Annotated in this window: 14 protein-coding genes; 2 read left to right on the top strand and 12 right to left on the bottom strand. The window is 32.4% G+C overall.

Translation table 11 applies throughout. The annotated features are described in order from the left end of the window. Positions 1-29: 29 nt before the first annotated feature. The 7 genes from GQ45_RS01045 to GQ45_RS01075 form a co-directional block, all read right to left on the bottom strand. A complete protein-coding gene (locus tag GQ45_RS01045) occupies positions 30-659 on the bottom strand; it encodes an acetyltransferase (protein ID WP_047414371.1) in 630 nt (209 codons plus the stop codon). Positions 660-940: 281 nt separating this feature from the next. Continuing rightward, entirely contained in the window at positions 941-1885 is a 945-nt protein-coding gene (locus GQ45_RS01050) for an SGNH/GDSL hydrolase family protein (RefSeq protein WP_047414374.1), read from the bottom strand. A 5-nt stretch (positions 1886-1890) separates the two neighbouring features. Further along, on the bottom strand, positions 1891-3303 hold the full coding sequence (locus GQ45_RS01055) for an MBOAT family protein (RefSeq protein ID WP_047414376.1): 1413 nt from the start codon (positions 3301-3303) through the stop codon (positions 1891-1893). Between the two features lie 11 nt (positions 3304-3314). Continuing rightward, positions 3315-4358, bottom strand: coding sequence for a hypothetical protein (locus tag GQ45_RS01060; RefSeq protein WP_047414378.1), 1044 nt, complete (start codon positions 4356-4358; stop codon positions 3315-3317). Between the two features lies 1 nt (position 4359). Then, entirely contained in the window at positions 4360-6957 is a 2598-nt protein-coding gene (locus GQ45_RS17715) for a GNAT family N-acetyltransferase (protein WP_081980844.1), read from the bottom strand. Continuing rightward, positions 6950-7606 (bottom strand): acetyltransferase, encoded by a 657-nt coding sequence (locus GQ45_RS01070; protein WP_231555136.1) that lies wholly within the window; start codon positions 7604-7606, stop codon positions 6950-6952. Before GQ45_RS01070 ends, GQ45_RS17715 begins: the two co-directional genes overlap by 8 nt. 76 nt (positions 7607-7682) lie before the next feature. Continuing rightward, complete coding sequence (locus tag GQ45_RS01075) at positions 7683-8315, bottom strand: sugar transferase (RefSeq protein WP_047414379.1); 633 nt, start codon at positions 8313-8315, stop codon at positions 7683-7685. A 355-nt stretch (positions 8316-8670) separates the two neighbouring features. On the opposite strand from GQ45_RS01075, the gene GQ45_RS01080 reads away from it, so the two are divergent. Beyond that, complete coding sequence (locus GQ45_RS01080) at positions 8671-9888, top strand: GNAT family N-acetyltransferase (protein WP_047414381.1); 1218 nt, start codon at positions 8671-8673, stop codon at positions 9886-9888. Between the two features lie 163 nt (positions 9889-10051). Here the strand turns inward: GQ45_RS01080 and GQ45_RS01085 are convergent, their stop codons facing one another. The 4 genes from GQ45_RS01085 to GQ45_RS01100 are packed head-to-tail and all read right to left on the bottom strand — an operon-like array spanning position 10052 to position 14100. After that, positions 10052-10294, bottom strand: coding sequence for an acyl carrier protein (locus tag GQ45_RS01085; protein ID WP_047414383.1), 243 nt, complete (start codon positions 10292-10294; stop codon positions 10052-10054). Between the two features lies 1 nt (position 10295). After that, the gene (locus GQ45_RS01090) at positions 10296-11786 is read right to left on the bottom strand and encodes an AMP-binding protein (RefSeq protein WP_047414384.1); all 1491 of its coding nucleotides are present in this window, start codon (positions 11784-11786) and stop codon (positions 10296-10298) included. 19 nt (positions 11787-11805) lie between these two features. After that, positions 11806-12894, bottom strand: a complete 1089-nt coding sequence (locus GQ45_RS01095) for a GNAT family N-acetyltransferase (RefSeq protein ID WP_047414386.1) — start codon at positions 12892-12894, stop codon at positions 11806-11808. Between the two features lie 57 nt (positions 12895-12951). Next, complete coding sequence (locus tag GQ45_RS01100) at positions 12952-14100, bottom strand: glycosyltransferase family 4 protein (RefSeq protein ID WP_047414388.1); 1149 nt, start codon at positions 14098-14100, stop codon at positions 12952-12954. Positions 14101-14419: 319 nt separating this feature from the next. Between GQ45_RS01100 and GQ45_RS01105 the strand changes: the two genes are divergently transcribed. Further along, complete coding sequence (locus GQ45_RS01105; protein WP_047414389.1) at positions 14420-16438, top strand: right-handed parallel beta-helix repeat-containing protein; 2019 nt, start codon at positions 14420-14422, stop codon at positions 16436-16438. Positions 16439-16519: 81 nt separating this feature from the next. On the opposite strand, the gene GQ45_RS01110 is transcribed toward GQ45_RS01105, so the two are convergent. Further along, on the bottom strand, positions 16520-17488 hold the full coding sequence (locus GQ45_RS01110; protein WP_047414391.1) for a hypothetical protein: 969 nt from the start codon (positions 17486-17488) through the stop codon (positions 16520-16522).

The following is a 17488-nucleotide window of genomic DNA, read 5'->3' on the forward strand; positions in this document are numbered from 1 at the left end:
ATTATTTGATACCAAAAGATTTCAGGAAGCTAACGATTTATTTTTATTATTTTTCCAGGATTGCCTACCACTACAGCAAAGTCAGGAACATCATGAATGACAACAGATCCCGCCCCAATAACACACCATTCTCCTATTTTTATTTGGGGTATAATGACAGCACCTGCTCCTATATGTGAACCAGTACCTACTTCGACTAAACCACAGAGGGTTGCATTGGGAGAAATATGCACAAAATCATGAATAGTATTATCATGATCTACATTTGCAGCGGTATTGATTATGACATGTTTACCTATGCTAGTATTCGGTTGAATGATAGCCCCGGCATATATTACCGTTCCTTCCCCTACATGTACATTTTCGGAAATGATGGCAGATGTATGTACGGCATTACTAAATGAGCATTTCAAAAAGCCAGCTATTTCAGCTCTTATCCTATTATTTCCAATAGCTATTATAAAAGGAATGTCATCGTATACAAAGTTGCTTTGGTTTAAGCGAAAACCATTTCGAACTCCATGAAAATTTTTATGTGCTAATTTAGGATCATCATCATATACCCCTTCTAAAAAGGTATTATTTTCCTGTATAATAAATTTTATTATTTGAGCATGACCCCCAGCACCATAAAGCCGTACTTTATTTTTTATTTTCATCTTCACGGTGGCTTATTTAAGGGTGTTAAAAACTAGGTATCCTATGTTCTAAAAACATAGAATATAGGTAAAGGTAAAGATAAAATGAAGCTAAGAAACTGATATATATCAGCAAATACTATGGTTAATATTTTTTATTTTAAAAACCGAGAGTAATCTCAATCGGCTTCCGCCAAAAAATGAAATGGCTTTTTAAAACTAAAATTAAGCGGTTACTTATATAACAATAAAATAAATTTTATTTCCAGTTATAAATATTCTCTTATGGCTTTTTTTAAAACTTAATTCTTTATTGGGTGTGCTACTATTTTTTCTGCAAGTTTAGTTGAAAATAGCCTTGCTCCCTTATCGTTTAAATGGGTAGCATCATAAAAAAGTTCATGTTTTCCTGTAAATATAGAATCGTTTTGAAAGTCGTAAAGGGTAACTTTTCGCTTTTCTACTATTTCAAGAATTTGATTATAAGATTTATTTTCAGTGAGGTTTACCTTTGTAAATTTTGGAGATATCACAAACAATAACCGAACGTTTTTGTCTTTTGCACTAGAAATTAAGTTTTCTAAAATTAGCACAAAGTTTGGATCTACTTCTTCTGAAGTATATTCACCTCTTAAATGTACATCAGAACTCTTTATTGATTTATCCATAGTACTATATAGCGGCATATATCCCTTATAATCTTTTTGTGGGATTAAAAAGTACTTGATAATATGTACAATGGTCGAATTGTTACGATACGAATTTAGGAGAAGTTTATAATTATTAAATTTTGATTCTAGATCTAAAATCGGTTTAAGAATATCTTTATGCTCATCATAGAACGGATATAAAACAGAAAACCTTTTGTAAGCGATATCTGATGTATATAACCAGTCTTCATCTATATTTAAAATAATTAGCTCTGGTGCTCTTTTTTTTAATATTATTTTCTGAATGGCATAGGCATATATTAATTTTTGGCCATTTGCTCCAGCATTGTAAGTTTCATTTCCTAAAACACTATCGAATACTTCCGGAACGTAGTGTTTAATTGCATGTGAACTACCTGTTATTATCACTTTAGCAGTGGTGTCCTTGGCTATATAATTGATTCGGGCATATTGACCAGTTTTTTGAGATTGAAAAATGTGATTGGAAAATAAACCCAAAACAAAATCAACAACTATAATTATGAGGATAAATTTAGCTGCTTTTATAAAAAATAGTTTTGTTTCAGTTGGCAACATAAGTGCTAGAATTGAAAATATATAAATTGATTATTGTCGAAAACTCCCAAGTATAAAATAATAAAAATAAGAACTGAAAAAGTTAAAAGTCTAACTACTTCGTGTTTGTTATTGCTCAAAGAAAATAGCCTATTAAAAAACTCTTTTTTTATCTCAATAGTTATTAGCATAGAAATGGCTAGTATAGAATATATTAAAGCTGTAATGTCGTCTCCCTCTCCAATATATAAGTGTCCAGGAGAAAATAGTATTTTATGAATAATTTGAAGCGCATTTTCAATACTATTTGCACGAAAAAATATCCAAGAAATATTTATTAGAAAAAAGGTTAGTAGTATGTTAAGAATAGAATTCTTTTTTTCTTTTTTTATAAAAAACGCTTCTATAACAAGGTAAGCTCCATTTAGAGCTCCCCATATCACAAAAGTCCAGTTGGCACCATGCCAAATACCACTTAAAAGAAAAGTAATAAATATATTGATAAACCATCTGGTTTTCGAAACTCGATTTCCTCCTAAGGGGATATAGACATAGTCTCTAAACCAGGTAGATAAAGAAATGTGCCATCTTGACCAAAACTCACCTATGGATGATGAAAAATAAGGTCTTCTAAAATTAGTCATAAGATCAAAACCAAATAATTTTGCAGTGCCAATGGCGATTAACGAATACCCAGCAAAATCGCCATAAATTTGAAAGGCAAAAACTATTGTTGCGACAATAAAACTTAAGCCATCATGATTTTCAACATTATTATATACAGCATTAACATATATCGCCGCTCTATCTGCGACAACAAGTTTTAAAAAAAAACCAAATAGCATATATTTTATGCCTTTTGAGATCATTTGAGAATTAAAAACTTTGGATTCACTAAATTGTGGTAGCAGATTACTCGCCCTTTCTATTGGACCAGCCACTAATTGAGGGAAGAAGCTAACAAATGTAAAAAAAGACAAGTAATTATGGGTAGCCTTGATCTTTCCTCGATAAATATCTATCGTATAACTTAAGGTCTGAAACGTATAAAAACTTATACCTACAGGTAAAATAATATTTAATCTTTGACCTGAAAATGAGGTGCCAAAAAGGGTAAAAACTGAGGTGAAACTTTCAATAAAAAAATTAAAATATTTAAAGAAAAACAAAGCACCGAGATTCACGAAAACACTTAGCAGTAAAAATTGCTTTTTATTTTTTTTACTGGACGTATCCTCTATTTTTTTTCCTAGGGTAAAGTCCACGATGGAGCTAAAAATAATTAGGCCTAAAAATCGCCAATCCCACCAGGCATAAAACACATAACTAGCAATGAGTAAAACACCATTTCTATAGTTTAAATCTTTAGTAGAAACTATCCAATAAAGTATAAAAACGATAGGTAAAAATAGTGCAAAATCAATAGAATTAAACAGCATATTTTAAGATATTACTTATCATAAATTACGGTTGGAGACCGGTAAATTGGAAAAAAACCAGTCTCGTCAGATATTTGGTTGAAGCCCTTACTTAGGCATATTTCATCGTATTTTTTTTGATTTACAATGTACTTCCAAACCTTGAAATTTTTATAGGTATTAGAAAAAGTAGCTTTAAACTGAAATAAAGAATCTGCTTTACTGCCTATACCCCCTCCTAAGTTTAAACATTGAAAATTTTGTTCGGTGCCGTTAATTCTTGTTTGGTCAATGATAAGTCTTAAGGGTGATTTATCTAAATATTCTTCTCGGGTACCTGATAGGTGATACTGTATTATTTTCCCCTGTGTTTTAATCATCAAAGCAGCGGACACAATTTCCTGAGTATCATTTAAAATTGCAAAAATTATTTCAGTTTTAAAGTCGGTACTGCGCATCAGGTTTAAAAAATAGGCTTCATCAAAAAAGTATGACGATTCTGCGCTCACTCTGTTCATGGTTTCATAGTATAACGGTATAAACTTCAATACATCTTCTGGTGTATCGCTTTTTACTATGGTGCATGTTTTTTTCAGTTTGCTCAAATATCTTTTAGTTATTTTAGAGTAATTAGCCCTTTGATTTTCAAGTGTTTCATCTAGTTTTATAGCAACAACTTTTCCTAATTCCACAATTGTTCCAAGTCTAGATAACACTAGTTCTTGATTTTTTATTAATGGATTAAGCCGTGAAAAAACAGCAATAATTTTTTCATTTTCTAAAAAACTATTCAAAGCTCCAGAGAACTCTTGTAGGTCATTTTCTTCAAGGTTACTTACGATTGGTCCTGCATAGCCATAAACGGATGTTGCATCAAAATAAGCTGTATTTTCAATGGGTTGGATTAACAGGGGTAGCGCTATTTTGGTCGTATTTTTTTTATAAAAAAATAATACCGGAGTTTGACTCTCGAGTTTTGAAAGATTATGATAATCATACGTATGATAAAAATCATAATTGTCCATAGCTTCAAGGACTTTTTTCCAATCTTTTTTATCGGTAATGCGATGAATCATATTAATTTGGTTTACGGTATTCAGGAAAAAAATCACTGGCCGTGCTATTCGATGTTACAACGCTATTTTCTTGCACTAATTGTTGATAAGTAGTAAGGTTTATAATTTTTCTTCCTGTATAAAAAATTCTATCTGCACTTTTCGGAAAAAGGGCTTTCTTACTTTTGTAGAGGCCGTCTCCATTGCAAATACCACCACCAAGGATATAGGTTTTTTTACCCTTCTTAATAGCCCACTTAATTACTTCAACCCTAAGAAAATCATTAGGTCTTAAATTAAAATAAGCTGAATCTGTTCCTCCTAAAAAAGCATGCAGATAATCTTGATGGTTAATAATTAACTCAGCTGAAACAGGAATGCCTTTATAGGTGGTTAATGCAATCGTGTAATGAGCTGGGCTGTTTAAGATTAAATTTTTAAAATAATTCTCTGAAAAGAAAAGAAATTCTGGAGCTGAATTTCTTTTCATAGTACTTAAATATATGGTATAAAATGACAAAATTTCGTGTTCAGTAATCTCTTTATTTTCATAAATTTTGAAGTCTAGCGCATAGTTAAGTGCCTTTCTATAATTGTTTCTTACTTTTGATGAGAAATTATCCCACTGCCCTTCAAAATTAGGGGCTAGCGCACCATATACATTATCTAAGGTTTCACATATTTTACCTGAATATGCTTCATTATTTCCTTTTAAGTCAAATCTTATAAATTCAGATATGACATTATTTTCTAAGTACCAGCGGTCAACAAATTCCCAAAACACCTTCTTTGTTTTAGGGTTTATCGTTTCTATAAATAGGGGACCACTATAGCCATACGGAGAAATAACATCAAAGGATGAACTATTTTTAATGGATCGCAAAATAATAGGCATAATAGCCAAAGAATTAGCTGAATTTCTTAATTCAAATGCAATTAATTTATTCGTGCTATTTTGATGGTGACAAAAGTAGGAGTAGCAATAATAGGGGTTATTGTCGTAGAATTTAGAAAGCAGTGCATTGTATTTCTTTAGATCTTGAGGTTTATCAAGATATAAAACACGAAATGAATAATCAGATGATAAAAGTTTGTTGGCCAGTAGTTCAGAAAACTTAATAATTCTTCCGCAATGTTCTACATGCCAGACGGCCTCATCTTCAATAACATTACCCGCTAAAAGTGGACCGTTTACATGAAAATTTCGGGTTGATTCAAGATTGTCATTAACATCAATCCCAATTTTAGAGGCATTAGTGGTAATTATTTTTTTATTGATTAGGTTTTTTAAAAAATTAGGCAATTCTTGATCTGTAAAATTCATCCCACCAATGCAATTAATAACAATGTTGGAAGGGTGATCTACTATTTTATTTTTTTGAGTAGCGGTATCGAGATATTCTACGGTATAGTCACCACTACTAGTTTCGTGAATAGTGTTAAATTTGCCTGCTATAAGGTTAAATTTATTTTGACTCTTGAGTACTTCAATGGTATTTGAATACTGTATTCCAGCGCAACGTTGTCTTCTGCCTATTTCATTACCATAAAAACAGGCGAAGTTTTTAAGTTCTTCTGAACTTAGTTTACTTAGCAAAGAACCGAAAGCACTAGAAATAAGACCTACAGTAGAAGCAGCCCCTAGTTGTATCTTTTCAGCTTCATTTAAATCTTTAAAGGTTGCCTCAGCAATTTGTTCGGCGTCTAAAGTTGTTTCTTCTTTTAGTTGCCATAGAAATTTAGGACGGTAGGTTTGTAGTTTTTCTTTGTCTATTTCTGCATCAGGTAAAATACCTTTAGTGGAGAGTATGGTAAAAGAATCTATGGCTAAATTATAATCATGAATTTTATATAAAAGCTCTAGTCCACTAGCATTGGCACCAATAATAATTAAATTGGTGTTTTTAGCGGTTCTTTTTTCGGTAAATTCTTTAATGGTTTTTAAGGTTTGCGGTAAACTTTTTTGGTATGGTTTATTAATAAATAGAAGATTATCTTTTTCAATAAGGGCACTTTTTTTCCAAAGTGATTTTGTGGGCAGCGAACCAATGGCAAGAACTACTTTTTTCGTTTGGAGTACGCTATTATTTTTTAACAAAATTCTCCAATAATCAGAATGCTCTTCTGTGTCTACCACTTCAGAGGAAATGTAGCTTACTTTAATGAGGTTTTTACCTTCAAGCCTTTCAATTTCTTGAGTCACTTTTTGCTCCATATAACAGCCAAAAAATCGTCTAGGAATAAATAAATCTTCCCAATCATTATTTTTTAGTTCCATGGCATGCGTCTCAAGCCACACTTTGGAGCGTTCTCCGCCTTCTTTTTCAAATTCTTTTAAGAGCCAATTTTTATTATCATTTAGCCATAAAATGAAGTCGGCTAATTGAGGTTGTGGTAGAAAATTTCGTAATGATGTTATAAGAAGTGCTGAAAAACCGGATCTGGAGCCGTACGGTATTCCTGTGTGAAATTCGCCGTTTTTTTCTATAATTGAAATAAATAGTTTTTCAGGTATACTTTTTTTTTCAATTAGCTTCATTAGCTTAATAAGGCTAAAGGAGGTTGAAATTCCTGACCCAATGAATATAATATCCTGAATTGTTGGTTTTGAATCACTCATGAGTGCCGGTTATCGTTTTTATAATTCTACCAGGATTTCCGACCACAGTAGCGTAATCAGGAACATCTTTTAAAATAACGGAACCCGCGCCAATGACGCACCATTTTCCTATAGTTACTTTTGGAATAATGACCGCTCCGACCCCTACATGAGATCCTTCACCTACAGTTACATGTCCACAAAGTGCAGCTTTAGGCGAAATGTGTACATAGTTGCCTATGGTATTATCGTGATCTACACTTGCCCCTGTATTAATAATGACATGTTTTCCAATGCTCGTATTTGGTTGTATAATGGCACCTGCAAAAACTACGGTTCCGTCTCCAATACTAGCCGTTGGAGCTATAATAGCGGAGCTATGTATTGCTTTTCCGAAATTGCATTTAAGAAATTTTGATACTTCGGCGCGCTCAGTATTATTTCCGATGGCTATAATTAAAGGAGGTCCATCATGTTCAAAATTAGCCATATCGTTTCTAGCCCCTTCACTTACATTTTTTGAAGCATAATGCGTATCTAGCGGCTTATCGTCAAAAGTAGTAACTATGCTATAATCTTGTGCTTCTAATACTTCCCTAATCACTTGAGAATGTCCACCAGCCCCATATATTCTCATTTTTTTTGAATTCATCGTAGTATTAAGTGTCATGTTTATTAATTAGCTCGAAAGCACTTTAGGTCAGCTTCGAAATTAGCATGGATCTAAAGGTAAAATTGCGGTAGTATTATTTTAAACTCTGTTGTAATGCTTCTTTTCTTTCCACATCAAAAAATTCATTTACTTCATTGGTCGCTACCGCAACACCGCTTGAAGTTATAACCTTAGAAAAAGTTTTAAGTAAAATTTTTAAATCTAAAAAAAAGCTCATGTTTTTGACATAAAAAACATCTAGTTCAAATTTTTTTTCCCAACTGATATAATTTCTTCCAGAAATTTGCGCTAAACCTGTTATGCCAGGCCTCACCGTATGCCTTAGTTTTTCTTCCTCATTGTAATAGGGAAGATACCGAATTAGAAGGGGTCTAGGCCCAATAAAGCTCATATCGCCTTTTATGACATTTAGTAGTTGTGGTATTTCGTCAAGGGAAGACTTTCTTAAAAATGCACCGAATTTAGTTATTCGTAAATGGTCAGGTAACAAATTGCCTTCTATATCTGTTTTATCCGTCATGGACTTAAATTTTAATGCCGAAAAAATCTTTTCATTTTTGCCAGGCCTTTTTTGGCTAAAAAATGGATTTCCTTGAATAGCAATAAAAAGACAAATCGTAATAAAAATAAAAAGGGGTAGCAGCATTACAAATAGCACTACAGCACCTAGGCAATCTATTATTGGTTTTAGAAACGATTTATACATAGTTCAAATTTAATAATAGTTCTGTTAAATTCAGGTTATTTTTTTTTTAATGGTTGTAATGCTAATTTTTTAGATAAAAGAATACCCCTAAACTATTTTTTTAAGTATCCAAATTTTGGCTTCCTGTTTTTTTTGGACTGCACAGATCAGGTAATCATTGGGGAAAACGCCAATTCTTTTATTAAATTTTAAAGATATTAGATGCTCTAATTTTAAAAAATGTTTTCTTTTTAATTTACATTAGTAGATATTTACTAAATAAATACTAAAAACCAACGCTAACTTGTAGGTGATTCCTAAGGTTTTAAACACTTTGAAAAGCACCTATTTTATTAAAAACTAACTGTATTTAAAAATGGGTTTATTACAATCACAACGGCATAATTTTACGGAAGAATTTTTTGAAAAAAAAATATTTAGTCCTTTGTTTAGCAAGGCTGTGAATCAAACCAACCAAGAAGAAGATCTAAATCCGAATAAGATTCTAGATGACTCGTATTACCACCATGTTCATTTTACTGAATTTGTACCGTCATTTTTAGCCCTAAGCTTGAATTCAGAAAAACAAATCTTAGCATCTTTTAAATTTAATAATTTTAAGGGCTTTATGTGCGAACTCTCTGGTATGGCTACACCGAAAGAGTACATGGTGAAACAACTAGGTAAGAGTGGTGAAAAAATGGTAATGAAGCGCCTAAGGCGCTTAGAAACCTGTTTTGATATTCGATATAAAATGTACCATGGTGCTATAAATAAAGAGGAGTGCCTGCAATTAATGGATGAATTTCGATCTATGATTGAAAAGCGGTTTGCACAAAGGGGAGAAAAACATAGCAGTCTTAAAAATTGGGATTTTTATAAAAACTCAGCCTATGAAATGATACTAAACAAAAAAGCCTCTTTATTTATCATCTATAACCATGAAAAACCCATAGCTATAAGCTTGGATTACCTGTATCAAAATATTTTTGAAAGCGCCATTAGTTCTTACGAAATTGATTATGCCAAATTTGGTTTAGGGAATACCATCATCGTTAAAAAATTAGAATGGTGTTTTGAAAATGGATACGCTATTTTTAATATGCGCTGGGGCGATTACCCATATAAACGCTTTTGGTGCAATGGAGTTTTTGATTACAAAAATTATGTGGTATACAATAAAAAATCGATACCTAACACCCTTCGAGCATTGTTAATAACCAAAGTAAACCAGCTGATTGTTTATTTGATTTTGAATAAAGAACGTTTTGCTTGGATTAAAAAAATTAAAGGGATTTTAACGAATAGAAAAACGACGGTAACTGTTCAGGATACTGAAAATGAAAATGATCATCAGGATTATGAAGAAATACTGAATTATGAATACCTAAATGGTAATGGCGATACCATTATAGATCTTAATGATGAGGAATATGCTACTTTACGAAAATATGTTTATGATTTTCAATATGTCACGTCTAAACCATCCAACACTTTAGTGGTACATCAAATCAAAGAAAAAGAGGGTCTTGTTTATTTTATTGCAACCGACGAAAAATCAAAGCAATTAGCCTTAAGGCCCTTGGCTCCCTAAAGCTTATCACTAATTCACTAAAAAAAAGCAGCCTATGCCCATCAAAGGCGACAACAAGCCTCTAAAGAAAATATGATTTATTTTTAGACGCTAGTGACGAGTAAAGTTGAGCTTAAAATAAGTAAGTGCTCCTAAACTATTGTATTTAAAGGTTTTATTTGAGTTACGATATATTTTTATTTATTGATTTTATTAAATCTCCTACATTATGCATGGTCATTAAATCAAATAATTTAAATTTAATGTTGTATACTTTTTCTACTTCACCAATAATCATCATATGAGATAAGGAGTCCCATCCATCAATATCATTGGTCGTAGAGCTTTCGTTGAGTTCAAAATTATCGTGACCTAAAACCTCGATGAAAACTGGTTTAATTTTGTCTAATATTTCTTTATTTTCCATGTTATGGTATTTCTTGGTTAAAAAGCATTCGTAACTTATTTCGATCTATTTTTCCATTAGCATTATGCGGAAATTCTTTTATGAATTTTATGTGTGCAGGAATCATATAATCTGGGAGCTTGGTTTTCATGTAAGCTAAAATTGCCTCAGTATCAAAGGGTTCAGAGGCTATGGCTAATGCTAATTCTGTATTTTCTAATTTATTAAGGATATCAATGGCTATTAAATCTGTATTTTGAGCCATTTTTTTTGCATGAAATTCAACTTCGGATAGTTCAATTCTATAGCCCCTTATTTTTACTTGAAAATCTACGCGACCAATGTACATGTAATTTTCATCGGTATCTTTAAAGCATAGATCTCCAGATTTATAAAACCTTAGCATTTGCCCTTGGTATTCTTTTTGAAAGAAAGTAGCTTTGTTCTTTTCATCATTTTTCCAGTAGCCCGGTGTTAACTGCGGCCCTGCAATAGCTAATTCACCTATGGCACCTGTAGGGAGTTCTCTATTGTTTTCATCAATGATCATATACGTAACTTCAGGTAAGGGCTTCCCTATCGAAATAATGTCATTGTGTGTTTTGCAAGTCTCTTGTAGGGTATAACCACTACTGTAAATGGTGTTTTCTGTTGGTCCGCAATAATTGTACACGGTACTATTGGGGATACACTTAACCCACTCGTAGATAATATCGCTATATAATGCCCCGCCTCCAAAGCTACAATACCGTACTTCTGGTGCTTTAATTTCCTCAAAATAAGGTCTTAAATAGTGAATTATGGAGGGTACCAATGAAAGCACCGTTAGTTTATGGTTTTGTAAAAGTTTATAAACGTAAAAGTATTTTATAGCATTTCTGGGTACGGTGTAAATACAAGCCCCACTCAATAGTGGAAAAAGATAGGAAACAACAGAAAAGTCGAACGTAAGCTCAAACATTTGTAAACACCGATCGGTTGGGTTCAGTTTAAAATCTCCATTGAAATTTATGGCGGTAACAAAGGCATTTAAATTACCAAACGATATGGGTACACCTTTTGGTGTTCCTGTGGAACCAGAGGTAAATAAAATATAAGCCAAATCGTCTTTTTGAATTGGTTTTGGCTGCAAATCTATTGTAAAAGGCACTTGGTCGATGTGGTTTAAAAGTTGACAATTTTTATAACTACCCTTGTTCGAATCTAGTATATGTTTTATTGCTGTGGCCTCAATAATCTCTTCATTTCGCTCTATAGGATGACTGGGATTTATAGGCACATATGCTTTTCCTTCTAACCATAAGCCAATAATGGAAGCATAGGTGTATAGATCATCATTAGCGATTAAACCCACTATTTTCTCAGAATCATGAACATGAGAGGCTATCGCCTTTCTAATTTTAGATATTTCTACTGCAAAATCTGCATAGGTGTAAAATGTATCCTCAATATGAAAAGCATTGTTATCAAAATGCTTTTGTATAGACTCATGCATTGCGGCTATAAATTTCATAGTCGTACTAGCGTTTTAATTAATAAAAATGACCATCTCTGTTAAACATGCTTAAGCCCTCAAAATTAAAGGCTATGGCGTTATGGGCAAGCCCTTTTTTAAGTACTTTATGCGTAAATACTGTAAAATAACGTTGCTGAATAGCTTGTGCTAATGTAGTATCATCGGTAAAAATAAAGTTTCTTTTTGATTGAATTAAATGTTCAATCAAGGCATCAATACAGAGCTCATAATTTGCTTCGGAATCCACTATAAAATACTTTACATTAAACTCATTATAGTTTACCGTATAGGACAAAAGGCCTATAGTTTTATCGCCCAATAAAATTTTTACATTGTGTAAATAAATATTAGCACTCATACCGGTTTGTAAGGTTTTACGCGGTGATTTTTGAGCAATAGGCGTCTGTAGGTATTGGCTGTTGCTTATTTGCCAATTGATATAGTCTTTTGTTTTAAGAATTAAGTCGTTTTCAACGCTGGGTTTTAACATGCTCCATGTTTCCTCGTCTAGTTCGCTGATGTATTCATAGTGCAGGTTTTTAGTTTTCTGACCCAATTTAAAAGTGTTTATTTGGCGTACACAGGCCGCTACAAAAGCATCGATACCTTTTACAAAAAATTTAAATGGTTTTAGAAAACTAAATCTCGCCATTAAAATAGAAGCGTCTAAACTAAAAAATAGGGTATACCTTAGCCTCGAGGCGATTACTTTGAAGTCTTGCTTGTCGTAAAAAGCTTTTACATTTTCGGTATAGGCTTTTACTAAAATTTGATTTCCTGCAAACTGCACGGCTTGGTTGTATATATAGGTGCCTAATACGGTATTTTTATATTGGTCTTGAACCCACCAATCAATCATCCAATAGGCTTTAGCACTGGTTTTGTTTAATACATCAGGAATCATATAAATAAATGCACATACTTTTTCATTATCAAGAGCGATGACCCCGCAGTAATCTTCTTCTGCTATACGCTTATTAGCGACCAACCACGCAGCCTTACTTTTGGGCAAAGGAGCAACGATATCTTTCCAATAGGTATTTTGTTCAAGAGCTTCACGCAATATTTTTTTCGTAATCCCTATAACTTCAATATTTTCACCCATTTTACTTCCTAATTTTAAGTACTTTTTTTTCTAATACCCCACTACTTTTTATATAGCCTATTTTGTAATTTCTAAAGATTGGTATTCTTTTAAAATTTCATGCCAGACAAAATTTTGTTCATACCGATCTATAATTAATTGTCTATTGCGTTCGGGGTCTATTTTAATTTTATCTTCACAAATAAGCTTCATTTTTTCATAGAGGGCTTCTTCCTTTTTTGGGGCAATAATACTGCCATTTTCACCTTCTATAATAATTTCATTGCACCCATTAATATCCGAAACAATACTATATAAACCCATGGCTCCGGCTTGCATGACTACATTGGGAAAGCCTTCTCGATAGCTTGGAAAGGTTAATACATTGGCAATAGAAAAAAAGGGTCGAACATCTTGTTGCCAGCCGACCAGAACAATATTAGGACTGGTTGTAATGGCGTCTTCGGTTTCTGGTAATACTGGGTCGAGCTCTTTTTCATACCTACCTACCAGCAAAAGCTTCGCCTGATTATACCTTGCATTTAGTTTTGTAAAACTAGCAATAAGCTCGTTTATTCCTTTGTCTTTCACGAGTCTCCCTACAAAAATAAAAACAATATCATTTTCCTTAAGCCTTAAGGAATTTCTTAAGGTAGCTTTGCTTTCAGCGGTGTACTTACTTGGATCAAAATCAGCTACATCAATACCATTGCTACTTCCATTGCCAATAATTTTCATTTTACCAGCATGGGTAAATTTATTTTTTAAAATAATTTCCTGCAAACCGTGCGAGTTAGGGTATATTTTGGTGGCACAGGCGTAGGTTATTTTTTCAACAGTATTTAATAGTATTCTTTTAAACCCCCTTGCCTCCACTAATGGTAAACCCGCAATAGTGTGCAATCTGTTGGGTACCCCAGCTAGTTTGGCAGCAATCATGCTGACTGTACCTGCTTTAGGGGTGTGGCTGTGAATAATAAAAGGTTTTTCTTTTTTAAAAATTTTGTATAAGGTAAAAACAGCTCTTAAATCTTTTAGGGGGGTAATTTTACGTGTCATTTCCACAGGAATGACCCGTACCTTTTGTGTTTTGTGTACCTCGTTTAAAAGTACATCATCTGATGCAATCCCCACCATTTCAAAATAGCTATTCATAAACTGTAATTGCCCGCGCAATAAGGTATATAAAGAAGCAGGGATGGTGGTCACCCGTATTATTTTTTTCATTCTATGTTGTTCTGGCTTTAAAAGTAAATATTTTTCAGATGTATACTTTATTTAATGGTTAAAAATACATGATAATAAGCCAAAGTACGTTATAGTTTCGTAGGGCTTAGTTTATTAGTAGCGAATTGGAATATATCTTAAAGCGATGATTTTTAGTGTAATGCTGCATTTTATCGATTTTTTTGTTAAAAAAAGACTAATAGACATCTAAAAAAAGGTAAGCTGCGTACCTAAAGCGTGTTGTTCATCGAAAAAGTAACACAATTTATCGGTAATTATCAGAAAATAGTAACTTTAACTTTTTAAAAAAAATAGTACCATGAGAAAACCCCACTTTTTTTTAACCTACCTACTTTTTTTTAGCTTAATTGTAACTTTTACATTTAGCTCTTGCACCCAAGATGATTTAATATCCAATATTTTGGAAGATGCCACGGCTGAAGAGCCTGTACCAGATCCAGCAGATCCTTCGGATCCAGCGGATCCAATCACAACAAAACCAATTAATACTTTGGCCATTAATACTACGCCTTGTGAATATACCCTGGCGAGTTTAAACGCTAATGAAACTTTGAAAATAGCCTGCCAGTTAAATTTGGATGGGCAAACAATCACTTTACCTGCCAATGTTGTTTTAGAATATGATGGTGGTGAAATTATCAATGGAAGCCTAAGCTTTAATGGCGGCAAAATCGATGGCGCTTTATTGAATCAAAATCTAGAGGTTTCTGGGAACGTGACCTTAATTGACCCTAATTTTAGCTTTTATCCAGAACGTTGGGATATTGTACAAGGCAAAACCACTTCAGATAGAGCACAAAAAAATAATAACAATTTAGAAGATGTAATGTTTTTTACTCAAAGTATTGGTGCAACGGCATTCAATATTGACTCTTTTGATGCTTATTTTGAAATTTCAAAAGTAACCAGTACAACGACCAACCAAAATTTTTACCCCAGTTTGGAGGCCATCAATATTCCGTCTAATTTTAATTTAATAATGACCGATAATACACATTTTCGAATCTACCCGAATAATGGAGAAGCTGGTGTTTTAATTGCTTTTAGAGAAGTATCCAATTCAAGTATTCAAGGTGGAACTTTACATGGTGATCGCGATGAACATGACTATACTACATCAAGACCTGGAGAAGGAGGAAATCATCTAATGGAGGTTCAAGGAGCTAAGAATATAGTAATAGATGGGGTGAAATTTACAATGGGATCAAAAGGCGGATTATTCATAAATTCCGTTAATTTTACTTTTCAACCTAATTATATTCCTACACGCAATGTAAGAGTAAAAAATTGTCTATTCGAAAGTAACCGGAGAATGGCTACTGCAATTACCGATGGCTATGATATAGTAATTGAAAATAATACTTATTCCAATACCGCTGTAGACAGACCAAAATCTGATGGAGGTGTAGTTGGGTATGCCATTAATATTGAAGCAGTGCGCACCAGAGATGCAAATGGAGAATTTATTTTTTATGAAAAGGCACAAGATATTGTTATTAGAAATAATAAAGAAGTAGGTAGTAGAATAGGGGGTATAACAGTTTCTATTGGAGAAAATGTTACTATTGAGAATAACGATATGGAGAATAAAATTGTGTATTCTGCTACTTCTGGAACTAAAATTAGAAATAACACATTAACGGCCTCCGAAAAATCATCAAAAACTCCTGCGATTTTGGCGGCGGGAATAGGAGAAACTGTTTTTAATAATGAAATTTATGGCAACAAAATTAGTGGATATGGCGTTGGAATTGCAGTTTATGAGGGGAAACTTAAAATTTATGATAACCAAATAATTGATTGTAATAATGGAATTCAATTGAAAGATTTAACCGATACTGACATATTTAAAAATACGATTAATAGCTCATTATCTACAAGTCGTGGCATTAGTCTCCAATTAACTTATGGAAATAATGTAAATATATTTGAAAATAATGTTAAGGTAGAAGCTAATCACTTATATTTTGTGGCATTAAATGAAAAAGTTGAACAAGAGGCCAATATTATAAATATTAAGAGTAATAACTTCACTTCAAAGGGTGCTACTACTTTTTCAAGAACTCATGGTGTTGTATTTGAAAATAATACAACTTCTAGCTTGGTACAATTGGTAAATACTAAAAATATAGTAATTAATAAAAATACTATATCTAATTCCAATGGTCATGGTATTTTTTTAATGGCTGAAAATAAAAGTGTGAGAATTTCTAATAATAACATTGCTATTTCTGAAAGTGGTAATTATGAGTGTGTTAAGATAGCAAGTACAACCAATTTGGCGGAAGTAGTATTGAACAATAATGCATGTAGATAAAGTTTATTTTTAAGCCCTTGAATACATTTAAATTCAATTATAAATGAAATTCAAGGCTTATTTTTTATTCTTATGGCTTTTTTACTTAATATTAAAAATGGGAATTAGTAATCGAGATAGTTCTTCATTACCTTTATTGTTTAAATGACCATTTGATATAAAATAGTTGGAAAGGTCATCCGGATAGTCAACAATATGTATATTAATATGTTTGCTGGTATATTTGTAGTTATAGATATCTTTAATTTTTATTCGGCCTAAGTTATTTAAGATTATAATATCGGTTGGAGTATTACCGTTTTCTGCTTTAATGTTATTTAGCAACCAATCTAGTTCTTTAGTTTCAAATTTAACAACCTTTTGCGATACTTTTGCAGCTCCATAATATTTGAAGAAGGTATATATCTTAGAAACTAGTAGAAATTTTGAGAACCTTTTTACTTTTTCTTTAAAGGAAATGGAGTTTTGAAATGAATTATTTTTGGCTTTGAAAAATTTAATTTGATTACCTTGTTTGTAAGGATAACTTCTATTTGGGTCATTTTTGGGTGCCCTAACACCAATATTTATTACCTCACCAGGAGTAAGTACTATTACTGCTTTCTTAAAATTGTTTCTGTCTTCTTTTTGTAGTTGTTTTAAAAGTACAACGCTTTGGATAGCACTCCATCTACCCGAAGTACCCGCATTGTTAATGCTAATATTCAAATCTCTTTCAATAATTTCTGTAAATCTATTTTCTTTTGATACACCAAAGCCCTCAACAAATGAATTGCCAATTACTAAAACACCCTCATTTTTAAATTCGTCATCTCTGAAACCTTTTGAATTAGTTTTAAATTCAACATTTCCCCATGGATAACTCAATAAACTTAGTGTGTTTTTTTGTCTGGTAACACCATAAATAGTATCCATATCATAATACAGTGGCGGTGCATTAAATTGAGTGATTGGGAGCACTGCTTGCATACCATGGTAAAAAAAAGAAGCAAATAGATTTATCATTTCTAAAATGATGAAACCTAAAATTATTTTTTTAAAATTTCGCAT

Source organism: Cellulophaga sp. Hel_I_12 (assembly GCF_000799565.1).
GTDB lineage: Bacteria > Bacteroidota > Bacteroidia > Flavobacteriales > Flavobacteriaceae > Cellulophaga.

What these genes read in the sequence shown, in the direction of transcription:
- GQ45_RS01095 (WP_047414386.1), bottom strand. Translation starts at nt 12,894, where the DNA reads ATGGGTGAAAATATTGAAGTTATAGGGATTACGAAAAAAATATTGCGT.
- GQ45_RS01060 (WP_047414378.1), bottom strand. Translation starts at nt 4,358, where the DNA reads ATGATTCATCGCATTACCGATAAAAAAGATTGGAAAAAAGTCCTTGAA.
- GQ45_RS01075 (WP_047414379.1), bottom strand. Translation starts at nt 8,315, where the DNA reads ATGTATAAATCGTTTCTAAAACCAATAATAGATTGCCTAGGTGCTGTA.
- GQ45_RS01045 (WP_047414371.1), bottom strand. Translation starts at nt 659, where the DNA reads ATGAAAATAAAAAATAAAGTACGGCTTTATGGTGCTGGGGGTCATGCT.
- GQ45_RS01110 (WP_047414391.1), bottom strand. Translation starts at nt 17,488, where the DNA reads ATGCGAAATTTTAAAAAAATAATTTTAGGTTTCATCATTTTAGAAATG.
- GQ45_RS01090 (WP_047414384.1), bottom strand. Translation starts at nt 11,786, where the DNA reads ATGAAATTTATAGCCGCAATGCATGAGTCTATACAAAAGCATTTTGAT.
- GQ45_RS01070 (WP_231555136.1), bottom strand. Translation starts at nt 7,606, where the DNA reads ATGACACTTAATACTACGATGAATTCAAAAAAAATGAGAATATATGGG.
- GQ45_RS01080 (WP_047414381.1), top strand. Translation starts at nt 8,671, where the DNA reads ATGGGTTTATTACAATCACAACGGCATAATTTTACGGAAGAATTTTTT.
- GQ45_RS01105 (WP_047414389.1), top strand. Translation starts at nt 14,420, where the DNA reads ATGAGAAAACCCCACTTTTTTTTAACCTACCTACTTTTTTTTAGCTTA.
- GQ45_RS01085 (WP_047414383.1), bottom strand. Translation starts at nt 10,294, where the DNA reads ATGGAAAATAAAGAAATATTAGACAAAATTAAACCAGTTTTCATCGAG.
- GQ45_RS01050 (WP_047414374.1), bottom strand. Translation starts at nt 1,885, where the DNA reads ATGTTGCCAACTGAAACAAAACTATTTTTTATAAAAGCAGCTAAATTT.
- GQ45_RS17715 (WP_081980844.1), bottom strand. Translation starts at nt 6,957, where the DNA reads ATGAGTGATTCAAAACCAACAATTCAGGATATTATATTCATTGGGTCA.
- GQ45_RS01100 (WP_047414388.1), bottom strand. Translation starts at nt 14,100, where the DNA reads ATGAAAAAAATAATACGGGTGACCACCATCCCTGCTTCTTTATATACC.
- GQ45_RS01055 (WP_047414376.1), bottom strand. Translation starts at nt 3,303, where the DNA reads ATGCTGTTTAATTCTATTGATTTTGCACTATTTTTACCTATCGTTTTT.